Source organism: Pararhizobium sp. P1_E7, assembly GCF_056405855.1.
Genome location: NZ_JBFUBH010000065.1, coordinates 1 through 14,820, shown reverse-complemented (window position 1 = coordinate 14,820; position 14,820 = coordinate 1). Strand labels below are relative to the sequence as shown.

The following is a 14,820-nucleotide window of genomic DNA, read 5'->3' as shown; positions in this document are numbered from 1 at the left end:
GTCGTCAAGCTGGAGAGTGGCGCCCTGCTCTCGGTCATTCGCCTCAATGGGCTGTTTTTTCAGACCGAGGATCAGGCCGAACTCAATATGCGGTCTGTTGTGCAAAATACGATGATCAGGGCGCTCGGTTCCAGCCGCTATTCACTTTGGTCAACTGTGATCCGGCGTCAGGTCGATAGTCATCTGGACGGCCAATTCGACAATCCTTTCTGCGAATTGCTCAATCGCCGTTACATGGCGCAGTTGAGCGAAAAACGCATGTTCACCAATGAGCTCTACCTCACGGTGATCCGATCGGGAATGCGCGGTGCGCTGGCTGTCGGCGACAAGGCGCGGCGCCTCATTGACAAGGCGGGGTCGCGCGATGCGGCTGATGATCAGCTTCGAGAGTCTGTGAGCGAGCACGAAGAGCTTGTCGGCAACATCTGCAAGGATCTGCAGAAATATGCAGCACGCCCCCTTGGAATTGCCTATCGCAAGGACGAACCGTATTCCGAACCCTGCGAGTTCTTCCAGACGATCCTGAGCTGCGGCATTCCCCGGCGGATGCGCCTGCCCCGTATGAGCATCTCCAACTATATCGGGAGCTCGCGCCTGCATTTCTCTCGGCGGACCATGCAGGCGCAGGGACCGGTGAAGGAGGATGATCGGTTCGGCGCGATGCTGTCGATCAAGGAGTATCCTCCCTTCACCGGTCCTGGCATGCTGGATGGCTTGCTGCAGGTCAATCACGAATTTATTCTGACCCAGTCCTTCACCATCACCGACAAGCCGATCGCGCAGGAGCGTATTTCGCGGCTGAAACGCCAGATCGCAGCGTCTGACGAGGCCGGCAGCGACGTTGAGACCGATATCGACTTTGCCCTGAACAGCCTTCTGAACCAGGAGGCGGTGTTCGGCCTCCACCACATGACACTGTTATGCCTTTCACGCGATCTGGATGGGATCAACAGATCCGTATCCGACCTCGGCGCCTGCCTGACGGACATGAACATCAACTGGCTGCGTGAGGACCTCAATCTGGAGGCCGGCTTCTGGGCACAGCTTCCCGGCAACCATAGTTACATCGCCCGAAAGGCGCTTTTATCCAGCGCCAATTATGCCGGCCTGTCGTCCATGCACAACTTTGCAAGCGGCCAGACGGACGGCACGCATTGGCACACGCCGATTACCATCCTGGAGACGACCAGCCAGACACCCTACTGGTTCAATTTCCACCGCAGGGATATCGGCCATTTCCTCGTGACGGGACCGACTGGCTCCGGCAAGACCGTCGTCTTGACCTTTCTGCTGGCACAGGCCTTTCGCGTTCGCCCCGCCCCGAAAGCCGTCTTCTTCGACAAGGACCGAGGCGGCGAGATCTTCGTACGGGCGATGAACGGTGCCTACGAGGTGCTGACGCCCGGGACATCGTCCGGGTTCAATCCGCTCCAGCTGGAAAACACCGGTCCGAACCGTGAATTTCTGCATCGCTTGCTCAAAGCCATGCTCCGGCACGGTGATGGCAAGGAATTCGACCAGGAAGAGGAAGACATCCTCGAACGGGCACTGCTCAGGCTGATGCAGGAGCCGGCATCGCAGCGGAACCTTTCAAACCTCTCAGGCCTCGTGATCGGGCGCGCCCGCGCGGGACCGAATGACCTGAACGCCAGGCTCCGACCCTGGATCGATGGCGAGAAAGCCTGGCTTTTCAATGCCCAGCACGACGTTCTCACCTTCTCTGAGCGACAGATATTCGGGTTCGACATGACCAGCATCCTCGACAACGAGGAGGTCAGGACGCCCGCGCTCATGTATATTTTTCACCGTCTGGACGAGCTTCTCGACGGCAGACCGGTGATGATCTTCATGGACGAAGGCTGGCGCCTTTTGCGGGATACGACGTTCAGCGACTTTATCGTCGACAAGATGAAGACGATCCGCAAGCTGAATGGCATCGTCGGATTCGGAACCCAGTCGGCGGCCGATATCGCGCGGGCGCCGGCATCGCACACCTTGATCGAGCAGTCGTCGACCAACATCCACTTTCCCAATCCGCGTGCGGACGAAGAAAGTTACATCAGGCGCTTCGGCCTGACGGTGAAGGAGTTCAACTTCATCCGAACGACACCCCCGGAAAAGCGGACGCTCCTGATCAAACACGGCAATGACAGCGTCATTGCAAGGCTTGATCTCAACGCCATGCCGGACATGGTCAAGGTCTTGTCCGGCCGCAAGGAAAGTATCGAGGAATGCGCGCGCCTGCGAGATGCGCTGGGTGATGACCCTCTCGCCTGGCTTCCTCAATTTTGCGGTTGGGAGACATGGCCATGAAGCGTTTCGCCCTTCCCTTGCTCGCTGTCGCGGTGTTCGAGGTTCCGGGTCTTGCCTGGGCCGACGTGCCCGTTATCGATGACACAATTCTCCAGGAAGACACCACACGCGACGAGACAACACGCAAAATCGAGACGACCGACAAGGATCGCCACACAATCAACACCTCGGTCACCTGCTCCATGTACCGGCCATCCCGGCGGAACGATCCGGTTGGCGCGGCGCAGCAGAACTCAGAAATCTCCGGCCTCGTCCGGCGTGTCGCACGAGAAGAGGGCGTCAACGAAAACGAGTTTCTGGCGCTGGTTTATCAGGAGAGCCGGTTCAACCCTTGCGCCAAATCCGGCATGGGCGCCACTGGCCTGGCGCAATTGATGCCTGGGACTGCGGCCGAACTCGGTGTGAACGAGAACAATATCGAAGAGAACCTGCGCGGTGGTGCCCGGTACTACAAGCAGCAGCTGCGGCGCTACAACGGCAATGTGGCCCTGGCACTTGCCGCCTATAATTCCGGCGCCGGCAACGTCAACAAATATGGCGGCATACCTCCCTTCAAGGAAACGCAAGGGTACGTGCGCAGCATCACGCAGGATTGGCTGCCGGCGTTCGGCGGCTCCGACAAATCCGGTATTCCACTCAATTTTGGTGGTGGCGAGACGGCCTATACCGGCATGCGGGACTCAACGCTGAACGCCATGGGCACGACGACAGCCACCTCGGAAAGTCTTTCGAACGTTGGAAGCTGGTATCAGCAATTGGCGGGCCTCCAGACCGGAACCATTCAGGACAGTTGGGACCACAATTCCACAGCGCGCAACGCCAATCTGGAAATGATGAACAACGTCATCAAGCTCTCCACCGCCATGGCCGACCTCATCAACGCACGCAACACTGTTACGACGTCCAACCTGTCGAGTTCCTCGCAATCGGCATCGGACGACAAGGATGAGGACCAGCCCAGGGACATCACCGGTCTGTGCGACCCAAAGCTCAACCTCATCTGGGATCCCGAGCAACGAGCCTGCATCGAAAAGCGGGAAGCTGCCTCGAACGTGCAGTTGTTGCTGCAACCACAATAGGAGCCAATCATGAAACTATTGAAAGTGACTGCTGCGCTCGCCTTTTTGCCGCTTGGCGTCGCCCATGCTGATGTGCCGGTGATCGACAAGAAAAACTACGAGATTGCCAAACAAACAGCGGACACGACCACCAAGATCCTCGACACCAATTCGAACATCCTGAAAACTGTCGAGGACACCCTGAAGGCCGTGACCGGTGACAGAGGCAGCACGTCTCAACCTTTGCAGAACCTCGCCATCGGCCAGGGTTTCAGCGTCGCTTCGATGCCTTCCCTCGACAGCCTCATCAAAGGCGGCGTTCCCGACTTCGGCAATATGAGTGGTGACATTTCCAAAGTCGCGACGACTTTCATCAATGGCCTGCAGTTGGTGAAGTCGCTGTCCGGTAAGGAAAACAGCGATTTCTCCGGCGACAAATCCTACGAGCAACTGGTCAACACTGTCCTTGGCGTTTCCGCGCTGATCAACGGATCGCAAAAGGCCACGGAAACGCGACGCAGTGCTTTCGAGGCGGCCGGGCAAAAGATCGGCACGGCCGAGGACATCAAGGGATCTATCGACCAGAACACGCAGTTGCAGGTGCAATCCGGCCTGACTCTCAACGAAATGATCGGCGTCATGAACGGGGCGGTTTCGTCCCTTCAGGCGGATAATCAACGGCGCCTGACCGACATCTCCAACAGCAAAAAAGCACTCGCCTATGGCGACTAAGCTCCCCTCGCGATTTCCTCTTCTCGGCTTTCTGATTGCAGCAGCGCTTCTGACCGGCTGCGGGACCGTCAAGGAAAAGACTGCCCCGTGCAAGCGGCCGGCGGAGCTTACGTCCTATGCAGACGATCGCCGGCAAAGCTGTGGGCCGATGCGCAGCGTCAACGACCCGGCCGCCGCCTTTGYCGCGATCGGGTTCAAATAGGGGCGGCTATGGAAGACTTTCTGGGTGACCTGCTCCAGCGCATCGAGGATTCGGGAACGTCATTTTCCGAGCAGGCCTACACTGTCGTCGGCCAAGAGATCATGCCGCTGCTGCAGATCATGCTCGTTGCCTACGTTGCCTATTATGGTCTGCAGCTCTTTCTTGGCACAGCGCGTATCGGTGTGTCAGAGATTGTCGGCCGCATCGTCCGGATGATGATCATTCTCGCCCTCGTAAGTTCATGGGCGAATTTCAATAATCTGCTCTATCAGTGGATCAATGACACGCCCGAAGACGTGGGCCGTGCAATCCTGGCTGCCTCCGGAACAGGAATAACCGAACCCACCAACGGACTGTCGCAGATCTGGCGTACCGCCAATCAGGCGGCGTCAGCATTTGCCGAGCAATCCGGCTATTTTTCGATCCTTCCGAGCATGATCGGCGTGTTGATCATGGTCGGCGCGGGGATTTTCATAGCCGTCGCACTGGCGATCCTGATCCTGGCCAAAGTCATGCTATGGGTTCTGATCGGGACCGCGCCTATTTTTATCGCCTGCATGCTTTTCGAGCGAACACGCGGCTACGGCGTCGGGTGGTTCAACCAGGTCCTCACCTACGCACTGATCCCTCTGTTTATCTATGTCGTTGCCTCATTCCTGATCGCCGCGATGAATCCGGAGTTGACCAAGATCGACGCGGCGAGCGGCTCAAGAACGCTCACGCTCGCCGATATCGCCGGCTTCCTGCTCCTCTGCGCCGCCGGTGCCTTTGTCATGCTGTACATCCAGTCGATTGGCCAGGGGATCGCAGGCGGCATCAGCGCGGGAATCGGGACAGCCGCCAGCCAAGCAACAAAAAGCTTGGGGCTGGGAGTATTGAGCGGAGGAGCATCCGCTGGACGCTCGGCCTACCGCGGCGGTCAAGCCCTTCGCGACCGCTATCGATCCGGTGGGGACAATGACAGCTCCGGCACCAAGGCCGCGATGCAGACGAAGATCACCCAGAACAGTACGCCTGCATAAGCAGGCCAAAACATCCAAAGGGCATGAGGGTCAATGGCAGAAACGAATGACGAACGCTTGCGAACCTATTACCAGAGCGGCGACATCTGGGAACAGGAAGTCGTCAAGAAAGCCAAACGATCGCGAGCGCTCGCATGGCTTGTCACCACCATCTTCGGCGCAATAACGCTCGTGAGCCTTGCAACACTGGCCATGCTGGTGCCGTTGAAGAGCTTCGAACCCTATATTGTGGAGGTCGACAAGAACACAGGCTATGTCGAGGTCAAGACCGGACTCACAAGGCCGACGAACCTGACCGAGCAGCAGGCCATTACCCAGGCCAATATCGTCCGCTATATCCGCTCGCGCGAAGGCTATGATCCCTTTTCCATCGAGCAGAACTTCGGCATTGCGGCCCTTCTGTCGACTGGCAACGCGGCGCGCCAATTGCAGGAGCTCTACAGCGCTGCCAATCCACAGAACCCTGCAAGAGTCTACGGGCGCAACAAGCGGGTAACGACGGAAATCGCTTCGGTCACCTTTCCCAATACAAGCACCGGGATCGTCCGTTTCACCACTGTCGAGCAATCGGAAACAGAATCCCTTCCCCGTCACTGGATCGCTGTCGTGCGGTATCGTTATACCGACACCCCGGCGACCAATGAATGGCGTTTTGAGAATCCGCTCGGCTTTCAGGTCTACGACTATCGCCGCGATCAGGAGACTGTAACCGAGGGCAGCCGCTGATGATCCCTCGGATTCTTCTCGCCGGCGCTCTTGCGACGGTCGGATCGTTGCCTACGGCCTTCGCTGCACAGACACCAGCGTCTGGCCGGCTCGATCCAAGGGTCACAAGCGTCGTCTATCAGCCGAACAACGTTGTGCGCGTCTTTGCCACCTATGGCATTTCGACAATGATCATTTTCGACGAGGACGAAAAGTTCGAAACCGTTGCGCTCGGCGACACCGAAAGCTGGGATGTGGTCCCGACCGACAAGGGCAATATTCTCTTCGTCAAACCCAAAGCCAAACAGGTCACCACGAATATGAATGTGGTGACGACAAAGCGGATCTATTATCTCGAGCTCAATGACTACCCGCCCGAGGACGGCAAGAAGGTCTTCGGCATCCGCTTCGTCTACCCTGAAAAAGATCTCAACGCCTCGCTTCGCAAAGAGGCCGAGGCGCGGGCCGCCAATCCAAACATGGCGAGCATCGACAAGGCCAACGTCAATATCGACTACTCTTTTTCCGGCGACGGAAAGCTCAAGCCCTCGATGGTGTTCGACGACGGCAAAAAGACATTTTTCAAGTTTGGCGCGACCGTGCCGGCGATCTTTGCTGTCAACGCTGATTTCTCAGAGACCTTGCGGAACTTCCGACGTGAGGGGGACTACATCGTCGTCGATGGGACCGCGACCCAATACACGTTGCGTGACGGCAATCAGTGGACCTGCATCTTCAACTTGAGAAAGCCGGATTTCGGGGCACCCGACCCCGATATTATGGCACCGAGCCTGGACGATAAGGCAAAAACACGTCGAAGGAGTGGAAACTGATGCAGCGGTCTCCAGAACTCGAAGCGATGCTTGTCGGCGATGAGGTCGACGTCAGAGACAAGCGCGCCCGCCGAAAGCAACTGCTGGGCGGGACTGCCCTCCTTCTTGGCGGAGCGGCACTGGCTTATGTTGTCGTGTTTGCGCCGGAGCAACGCAGACCGGAGAGCGTCAGAGGTGACGAAGAGTTCACCACCACGACCTTCCGTCCGCCATCGTTTCTTCGCGAAGGTGAGAAGCAGCCTGAAAAGGACCCTGAGCCGATCATCAAGTTGCCTGATCCCCCTGTCGAGGAAGAGAAGGAACAAACTTCAGACACGACGAAATTCGAGGTTCCCGCTCCTCCGGGCATAGCAGAAACCAATGATGAACCAGTCGTTCAACCTGAAAAGGTCGAGGAGTTTCCGAAACGTTTTTTATCCAAACAAGTGGTGATCGACTCAACCAAGACCGAAAATGGAGGCGACACATTGGGAGCCGGCACCGAGGGCGGACCGACGGTGGCAGGGGAAGATCGCAACAGCAAGTTTCTAGCGTCCGCTTCAGCGATCGGCGACCGATCTGCCAAAGCCCGGCAGATCGAACGCATCGACGCAATGATCCCCGAAGGAACTTTGATACCCGGCATTCTCGAGACAGCGATCAATAGCGACCTGCCTGGTCAGATTCGCGCTATCACTTCACAGGACGTCTACTCATTTGACGGCCGGCGCATCCTGATACCGACCGGAACAAGGCTCATCGGCGAATACCAGTCCGAGGTCACGCGTGGACAGAAACGCATCTTTGTCATCTGGACRCGGTTGCTGCGAGACGACGGCGTGACGGTTCGACTTAACAGCATCGGCACCGACAGCCTGGGACGATCCGGCCTGACAGGACTTGTCGACAACAAATGGCGGGAACGTTTCGGATCGGCAATCCTGCTTTCGATTGTCGGCGCGGGCTCCTCCTATCTGACAGGCTATGGCAGCAACCAATATAGTTCCGGCAGCGGCAACGCTGGATCGACAGATTCCGATCGCGCTGCAGAACTCGCCCGCGAGACGATCGCACAGACCTTTTCCGACATGGCCAACCAGGCACTGGCGGAGAACCTGAAAATTCCCCCGACGATCAGCGTTCACCAAGGCGAGCGCATCTTCGTCTATGTCCGCCAGGACCTCGACTTCTCCGCCATGTATCCGGACCCGGTCGAGGAAGCGCTGAAGGAAATCAAGCATGAGCGAGGCATCCGCCAAAATCAAAGCCGCTGATCATAGTCCCTACTATTTCCTGCGGCGATCGCTTGACCCCCTTTCCACATTWCTGTCCGATCCGACAGTGGTGGAAATCTCGGTCAATCGGCCAGGGCACGTCTATATCGAACGGCTCGGCGCCGAGGTGATGGAGCATCATGAGCTACCAGCCCTGACAATGGCTGAGATCGAAAACATCGGTGAACGGGTCGCTGGTGCGACACATCAGTTCATCAGCCGGGCAAACCCCATTCTATCAGCAGCCTTGCCGACGGGTGAGCGAATCCAGATCGTCCTGCCGCCGGCGGCGGCCGATGGTGGCGCCATCTCGATCCGCAAGCAGGTGACGAGTGACTTCACCCTCGAAGAATATCGAGACAATGGCTCGCTGGAGAAGGTGTCGGTGGCCGTTGGTGGTCTTACCGATGTCGAACAGGCCCTCATCGAACATCTTAGAGGGGAGCGCATCTATGAGTTCATCCAATCGGCCCTCAGGCAGCGGGTCTCGATCCTGATCAGCGGCGGAACATCCACTGGAAAAACAACCTTTCTCAATGCTTGCCTCAAGACGATCGATCCGTTCGAGCGCATTCTAACCCTGGAGGATACGCGCGAACTCTTCCCGCCGCAAAAAAACGCCGTCCATCTGCTGGCCTCTCGGGGCGATCAGGGCACCGCACAAGTAACGATCCAGTCGCTCCTCGAGGCATCGCTCCGGATGCGGCCCGATCGCTTGTTCGTAGGTGAGATCAGGGGATCCGAGGCTTTCGCCTTTCTGCGCGCGATCAATACCGGTCATCCAGGCAGCATGTCGACAGTTCATGCGGACACGCCTCTCGGCGCCTACGAACAGCTTGCCATGATGGTGCAACAAGGCGGAATGTCGGCAGGCTACTCCAAGCAGGATCTGATGTCCTACATCCAAATGGTGATCCCGGTTGTCATCCAGTTGCGCCGCGAGGGTGGCCGCAGGGGCGTCTCCGAAATCTACTACGCAAGGCACACGGCATGAGCAGGACATACCTTGCCGCTTATCTGTTGTTTTGCGGCCTCATCGCTGTGGCAGTGTGGATCATCGGCTATGCCTTGATCCTGCAGTTTGTCTACAAGGACAGCCGCGTCCTGCAACTGACCGTGACAGCCAACCCGTTTGCGCCGCTACAGCAACTTTGGCTCTATTCGGACAATCGATCACTCCAGATCGCTGCCTTAGGCGCGCTCCTTCCCGCACTTGCCCTTGCCACGGGAGCCGGAATTTTCGGCTTAAGCCGTCCTTCCAACCCGCTGGGAGACGCGGCGTTTCAGGACATTGCCTCGATCAGGCGCGGAAAGTGGTTTCGCAAGCAGGGCCACATCTTCGGCAGAATGGGCCGCAATATACTGAGACGGCTCGATGATCGGCATCATCTCGTCATTGGCCCGACCCGATCCGGAAAAGGCGTCGGCTATGTCATCCCGAATGCCTTGATGTTTCCGGGATCGATGGTCGTCACCGATCTGAAAGGCGAGATCTACCAGCAAACCGCGGGCTATCGAAAGGCGAACGGGCACCAGGTCTTCCTGTTTTCGCCGGGGGCTTCAAAAACGCATCGATGGAACCCGATGGATTTCGTTCGGCAAGATCGCGGCAGCCGTACGATCGACATCCAGAACATGGCTAGCATTCTCATTCCAGAAACGCTCGGCTCAGACAATGCCGTCTGGCAGGGAACTGCTCAACAGGTCATAGCTGGGGTCATCAGTTATGTGCTGGAAAGCAGCCACTACCGGAACCGTCGCAACCTCGGTGAGGTCAACAGCATCTTCAACGCAGGCGTTGACCTCCAGGTCCTGATGAAGCTGATCAAGGAGAAGGAGCCGGATCTATCGAGATTCACCACGGATAGCTTCAACGCTTACATTTCCCTCAATGAACGTGCAGCTCGATCCGCGCTCCTCGATATCCAGAAGGCGATGCAACCCTTTCGCAACGAGCGGGTGATTGCGGCGACCAAAGTCACCGACATCGACCTCGCTTCGATGCGCCGGCGGCCAGTTTCGATTTATCTTGCACCGAACATCAGCGATGTGACCATTCTTCGGCCTCTCCTCACCCTGTTTGTCCAGCAAAGCATGGACCTGCTGACTCGCGACTTCGATCCAGGTGCTTTGCCGGCTTATTTTCTGCTGGATGAGTTTCGGCAGTTGAAGAGGATGGACGAGATCATGAACAAGCTCCCCTATGTCGCTGGCTACAACATCAAGATGGCCTTCATTATCCAAGATCTTAAAAGTCTGGATGAGATCTACGGCGAAACATCCCGCCATTCCCTCCTCGGCAACTGTGGACTGCAGCTCATTCTCGGTGCCAACGACCAGGCAACCGCCGAGTATGCCTCGCGCGCGCTCGGCAAGAAGACCATCCGGTACAAGTCGGAATCTCGGACTTTAGAATTGATGGGACTGCCGCGCCGGACGAGAGTTGAACAGATCCGCGAACGCGACCTGATGATGCCGCAGGAAGTTCGCCAGATGCCGCAGGACCGGATGCTGCTGCTCGTCGAGGGGCAGCGAGCTATATTCGGACAAAAGCTCCGCTTCCATGAACTGGCCGCATTTAAAAGCGCGGCACAATTCTCTGCTGATAACCAGCCCATTGTCCCAGAAGCGGATTTTGTCACCTTATTACAGGTTCCGGCGATTGGTGAAGGGTATGGATGCGTCTCGACGTCGGCGGAAGAGGAAAAAAGACTAACTGCGGACCACGCTAATGCTGGAAAAACGCCGACGGTTGTAGCCAAGGCGTTGCAGTTGGCGCCCGTCACAAACGGAGGCAAGGAGTTGAACTCGGGGTTCACTGCAGGGCCAGGCGATACAACGGATAAGGCAGCCGCAAAAATACAGGCACGACTAAAACCTACCGCCGAACGTCTGCGCGCGACGATCGATGCGAAGCTAACACAGGCTGAAGGCGTCTCATCACGAAGCAGACAAAGCATCGCCGAGATTTTGAAGCAGACTGTCCCAGACCCAGCCGAACTGGGCCTTGTCTAAGGAGCGCGAAGGCCGGTAGATACCCTATGCGCCCGTAGCAACGATTGCCGTCCGCGCAAAAGTCCATTTTGCAATGTCGCAAATGTCAGTCGTAAAACAATCGCTGTAATAGGCCTAACATTCGCGAGTCTGGCTGGGCTCTGCGAGGTAGAGTGTGATCAAGCGGGCTAGCTCTCCCTGCATTGCCGGGTCGTTGATGGCGCCGCGCCGCGCCGCATTATGGATCACCCCGTCAATAGCGTCTGAAATCAAGCGGGCAGCGACATGATCGGCAGGCTGTTGTTTACGGTATGTGGCGACGGCCTCGGCATAATAGGAGAGATATTCGATCTCGAATTCGCTGTGCGGGTTTCGATACTCTTCGGAGCTGGGAGCTTCGTCTAGCAGCACGCGGTGCAGACCCGGATATACGCTGTGGGCCGCGACCACGGCCCGGACCAGCTGCTCCGCGAACTCTGCCGGCGATATTCCGCCCGCGCGGACCGTCCGCATAACCGCCATGCTGTCATCCAGATGACGATGGCGGATCGCATCGACCAAAGAGAGCTTGTCGGGGAAATACTGGTAGAGAGAGCCGATGCTGACGCCAGCCAGTTCCGCGACCCTGTTTGTCGTGAACCCTCCCCATCCTTCATCGCTCAGAATGCGAGCACCGGCCTGAACGATCGTTTCGACAGTTGCGCGGGACCGGGCCTGTTGCGGCTCCTTGCGCATGACGGATTGACGTTTTGCAATGCGAGTAGACAAAAAACCGGCTCCGTACAGAATGTGTAGGAAATGCTCACATTTCTAAACCTCGAAAGGATCGGTGGCAATGAACACCTTGCTTCAGACGCTCTACGACTATCACGCTTGGGCCAATGCGGACTTGTTCAACAAGCTGGAAAGCGTTGATCACGAAAAACACGGAACAGAGCTTCAAACAGCTCTGCGCCTGATCAGCCATTATTATGTGGTCTCGCGCATCTTCGCCGGCCATTTGCAAGGCGTTCCGCATGGGTTCACGTCCGACAATCTTGAGGAAACGCCGGCACTGGACAAGCTACGGACCGCCGTTGTGTCCTCCGACCAATGGTATCTCGATTACCTTCAAACAATCTCTCCCACTACCCTTTCGGAGGCCGTGGCTTTCACCTTCACCGATGGCGACAAGGGCTTTATGACGCGCGAGGAAATGCTAACCCATGTTGCTTTGCATGGAGGCTATCACCGGGGCGAGGTTGGCCGCGTTCTCTGGCAACTTTCCATCACCCCGCCATGGGACACGTTTGCTGTCTATCTTCACCAGGCCGAACCGGCGCGGCGGCAGCAGGGCGGCAAGCAGCCCGTTCCGGCCTGAAGGATACGCTTACGTTGATTTTTGTCGCGGAAATCCTGACTTTTGCTATAGAATCGCCAAGCGTCGGTTGACCTCGACCACGAACGAGCTACCATTTGAGTCGGCCGTGCAGCCCGCCGCTCGCTCCTTTGGGAATGGTGAATGCACAATCGTCATGGGTTGACCCTTGTGGGCGGCCGTCAGCAATGCGAGCACTGACATTGATCACGCCCCGGAAAGGGATGAACCATGAGTGTCTTTGCTCGCTCGAAATCTATGGCCAAAGCCTTGCGCAAAACTCTGGCCGAACAGCACATCGAGTTGTCGCATAGCGCCTGCCTTGAAATTGTGGCCCGCCAGTTTGGCTTTTCTGAGTGGAATGTGTTGAAGGCTGTCAGCGACAACGAGACGTCACTGAGCTTCACGCTTTTTGTTGAACATGGCCGACAGCAGGAAGCCTCCTTGTTCTACCAAGCCGCGTTCGGCGCTGTTGAGACGGAAACACACTACCTTCAAGACCGTGAGATAATGGCCGTTGAACTGAATCTTGGGGGACAACGGCTCACTATTTGCGGCTCGAACCCACGGCGCGAAGCTGATCCGTCGCGCGGCGGCCCATTCTTTCTGAAGGAGAAGGGGGCCGGGAGCACGATCGTTCGTTTAGAGGTGAACGACGCGGCGGCTGTTCTGAAGGCAGCGGTTGCCGCTGGAGCTACCGTCCGAGACAAAGTTGGAATAGCCGATAACGGCCATCGTCTGGCGGCCATCTTCGATCCATTCGGGCATATTTGGGGTCTGCACGAAAAGGACATTGCGGTGAAGCAGGCCGCATAGCCGACTGCACGACCAAATCTGTCGCAAAACTCAGTCGCGAAACTTTGACTTTTGCGAGYGAGTTTTGCGACAGATTATTTCCTAGAAAATCAGCGCCAGCGATTTTGTCGCGAAAGTTAGGACTTCCGCGAATGAGCCGGGAGGTAGGCAAATGTGCGCAAAGCCACTCCGAACGCGTCCAAGACAAATCTCAATTGAGCCATGCCGCCACGGTTGCCCACGCCACTGTAAAACCGCGATCAACCAATGCTAAGGCCATGACGATAAGGAATGTCGTCCCGAACATCTTACCCCATCCCTCGCTGCTTTTGCGGTCTTCCTCGACCACTATGATCCGTCTTTCGTCACGCATTACAATGCCTCCTACCGTTCGCGCTCATCGTGGTCGCGTTCGTTCCGCTCTTTCGTCTCGCGTTGAATTTCTTCCAGGCGAGGAACATGCTGTTTTGCCGGATCGCTCTTGCTCGTATCGCCGGTCTCATGCCGCGACGCACCGTCCTTCGGACTTTCCTGACCTTGGGCATCACGATCATCAGGCCGGGACTGCTTGCGCCCTCCATTGGGCGTATTGGCACTGGCAACTTCGTCGGATTGCGCCCTTGTGGACGACTTCTCATTCTCACGCTTCTGACGATCCCGTTCGAGCGATTGCAGCGCGGTTTTCAGGTCGTCATCGATTTCGGCCACCTCGCGAATAATGCCATTCCCGGACGCACCGAGCTCCGCCGCCTTGGTGATGTGTATGTCCAGCTCTCTCTTCAAAGCCGGTACATCGTCAGGCTTTTCCGTCGCATTCCGCTCAATCGCTTCTCGTGTTCTCTCGATATCGAGAAGCGCTCTGTTTGCGGCATCGGCCGCCGCGAATCCGTGTCTCTCGACCGCGTCACTCCAGCGTTGCTTGTCATCCTGCTGGCCGTCGGCACCCCGTTCCCGGGATCGTTGATCCGACATTCCCGGCGTCCCACGGACCTCGAGCAGTTCAACGATCTCACGACGAACATTGACATGCTCGCGTGCCGCCTGCGCAATCTCCTCGAAATCCTTGCGCTCCCCAGGCGGCATGGTTTTTTCTGCCTGGAAGAGTGCGGTCTCGACCCGCTTTTCATAAGCCTCGAATTCCGATCGCGTCATGTGGCGCATCTCATCACCCTCAGAAACAAGCTCTGCCAACTTTACCAAATGTGTTCGAAATTGCGAGCCGGAATTTCCAGCTTCTTGAACCGTATCGCGGCTCCCTACCGAGGGCCTGACCTCCTTCAGCCGAACGATCTGCGAGCGGACGAATTCCTGTTGCGCCCCGAGCTCCCGAGATTGCAGGATTTCCCGCCACTCTCCCTGTGCCTTATGCATATAGGCCTGGCTGTGGGCCGTTGCTGAATGATTGGATCGATCGTATCGTTTGGCATGGTAACGCCGCTCAGCTGCAGCACTGGTCCCTTCGTGCTCAGTGCGACCGATTGTGTTCACCGGACGAGCCTGATTCTTCGAATAGCTGGGGGCGCTCGCGCGATCGCGGCGATCGGTCATCTCCATAT

14 protein-coding genes and 1 pseudogene are annotated in these 14,820 nt (G+C 57.2%); 12 read left to right on the top strand and 3 right to left on the bottom strand.

Going from position 1 to position 14,820, the window contains the following annotated elements:
* The 10 genes from AC1D17_RS24755 to AC1D17_RS24710 form a co-directional block, all read left to right on the top strand.
* Positions 1–2,313 (top strand): VirB4 family type IV secretion/conjugal transfer ATPase (locus tag AC1D17_RS24755; protein WP_477567940.1); only part of this gene is annotated, 2,313 nt, incomplete at its 5' end.
* Positions 2,310–3,392 (top strand): lytic transglycosylase domain-containing protein, encoded by a 1,083-nt coding sequence (locus AC1D17_RS24750; protein ID WP_477567939.1) that lies wholly within the window; start codon positions 2,310–2,312, stop codon positions 3,390–3,392. The genes AC1D17_RS24755 and AC1D17_RS24750, both read left to right, overlap by 4 nt.
* 9 nt (positions 3,393–3,401) lie before the next feature.
* Positions 3,402–4,103, top strand: coding sequence for a type IV secretion system protein (locus tag AC1D17_RS24745; protein WP_477567938.1), 702 nt, complete (start codon positions 3,402–3,404; stop codon positions 4,101–4,103).
* On the top strand, positions 4,093–4,305 hold the full coding sequence (locus tag AC1D17_RS24740) for a hypothetical protein (RefSeq protein ID WP_477567937.1): 213 nt from the start codon (positions 4,093–4,095) through the stop codon (positions 4,303–4,305). The genes AC1D17_RS24745 and AC1D17_RS24740 overlap by 11 nt, the downstream gene beginning before the upstream one ends.
* 8 nt (positions 4,306–4,313) lie before the next feature.
* The gene (locus AC1D17_RS24735) at positions 4,314–5,327 is read left to right on the top strand and encodes a TrbL/VirB6 family protein (protein ID WP_477567936.1); all 1,014 of its coding nucleotides are present in this window, start codon (positions 4,314–4,316) and stop codon (positions 5,325–5,327) included.
* 33 nt (positions 5,328–5,360) lie between these two features.
* The gene (locus tag AC1D17_RS24730; RefSeq protein ID WP_477567935.1) at positions 5,361–6,053 is read left to right on the top strand and encodes a VirB8 family type IV secretion system protein; all 693 of its coding nucleotides are present in this window, start codon (positions 5,361–5,363) and stop codon (positions 6,051–6,053) included.
* The gene (gene virB9 / locus AC1D17_RS24725) at positions 6,053–6,865 is read left to right on the top strand and encodes a P-type conjugative transfer protein VirB9 (RefSeq protein ID WP_477567934.1); all 813 of its coding nucleotides are present in this window, start codon (positions 6,053–6,055) and stop codon (positions 6,863–6,865) included. Before AC1D17_RS24730 ends, virB9 begins: the two co-directional genes overlap by 1 nt.
* Positions 6,865–8,118 carry a type IV secretion system protein VirB10 gene (virB10, locus tag AC1D17_RS24720; RefSeq protein ID WP_477567933.1) on the top strand — a complete coding sequence of 418 codons (1,254 nt, stop codon included), beginning with the start codon at positions 6,865–6,867 and terminating at the stop codon, positions 8,116–8,118. The genes virB9 and virB10 overlap by 1 nt, the downstream gene beginning before the upstream one ends.
* The gene (gene virB11, locus AC1D17_RS24715) at positions 8,084–9,112 is read left to right on the top strand and encodes a P-type DNA transfer ATPase VirB11 (protein WP_477567932.1); all 1,029 of its coding nucleotides are present in this window, start codon (positions 8,084–8,086) and stop codon (positions 9,110–9,112) included. Before virB10 ends, virB11 begins: the two co-directional genes overlap by 35 nt.
* On the top strand, positions 9,109–11,133 hold the full coding sequence (locus AC1D17_RS24710; protein WP_477567931.1) for a type IV secretory system conjugative DNA transfer family protein: 2,025 nt from the start codon (positions 9,109–9,111) through the stop codon (positions 11,131–11,133). The genes virB11 and AC1D17_RS24710 overlap by 4 nt, the downstream gene beginning before the upstream one ends.
* A gap of 114 nt (positions 11,134–11,247) precedes the next feature.
* Here the strand turns inward: AC1D17_RS24710 and AC1D17_RS24705 are convergent, their stop codons facing one another.
* Positions 11,248–11,880, bottom strand: a complete 633-nt coding sequence (locus AC1D17_RS24705; protein WP_477567930.1) for a TetR/AcrR family transcriptional regulator — start codon at positions 11,878–11,880, stop codon at positions 11,248–11,250.
* Positions 11,881–11,947: 67 nt separating this feature from the next.
* On the opposite strand from AC1D17_RS24705, the gene AC1D17_RS24700 reads away from it, so the two are divergent.
* Together AC1D17_RS24700 and AC1D17_RS24695 are read left to right on the top strand one after the other, a co-directional pair.
* Positions 11,948–12,472: a DinB family protein gene (locus tag AC1D17_RS24700; protein ID WP_477567929.1), complete on the top strand. Its 525-nt coding sequence runs from the start codon at positions 11,948–11,950 to the stop codon at positions 12,470–12,472.
* A gap of 228 nt (positions 12,473–12,700) precedes the next feature.
* Positions 12,701–13,285, top strand: coding sequence for a glyoxalase superfamily protein (locus tag AC1D17_RS24695; protein WP_477567928.1), 585 nt, complete (start codon positions 12,701–12,703; stop codon positions 13,283–13,285).
* A gap of 190 nt (positions 13,286–13,475) precedes the next feature.
* Here AC1D17_RS24695 and AC1D17_RS24690 read toward each other — a convergent pair whose 3' ends face one another.
* Both AC1D17_RS24690 and AC1D17_RS24685 read right to left on the bottom strand, forming a co-directional pair.
* On the bottom strand, positions 13,476–13,637 hold the full coding sequence (locus tag AC1D17_RS24690; RefSeq protein ID WP_477567927.1) for a hypothetical protein: 162 nt from the start codon (positions 13,635–13,637) through the stop codon (positions 13,476–13,478).
* A gap of 11 nt (positions 13,638–13,648) precedes the next feature.
* Positions 13,649–14,820 (bottom strand): annotated as a pseudogene (locus AC1D17_RS24685) (hypothetical protein); the annotation flags it as partial.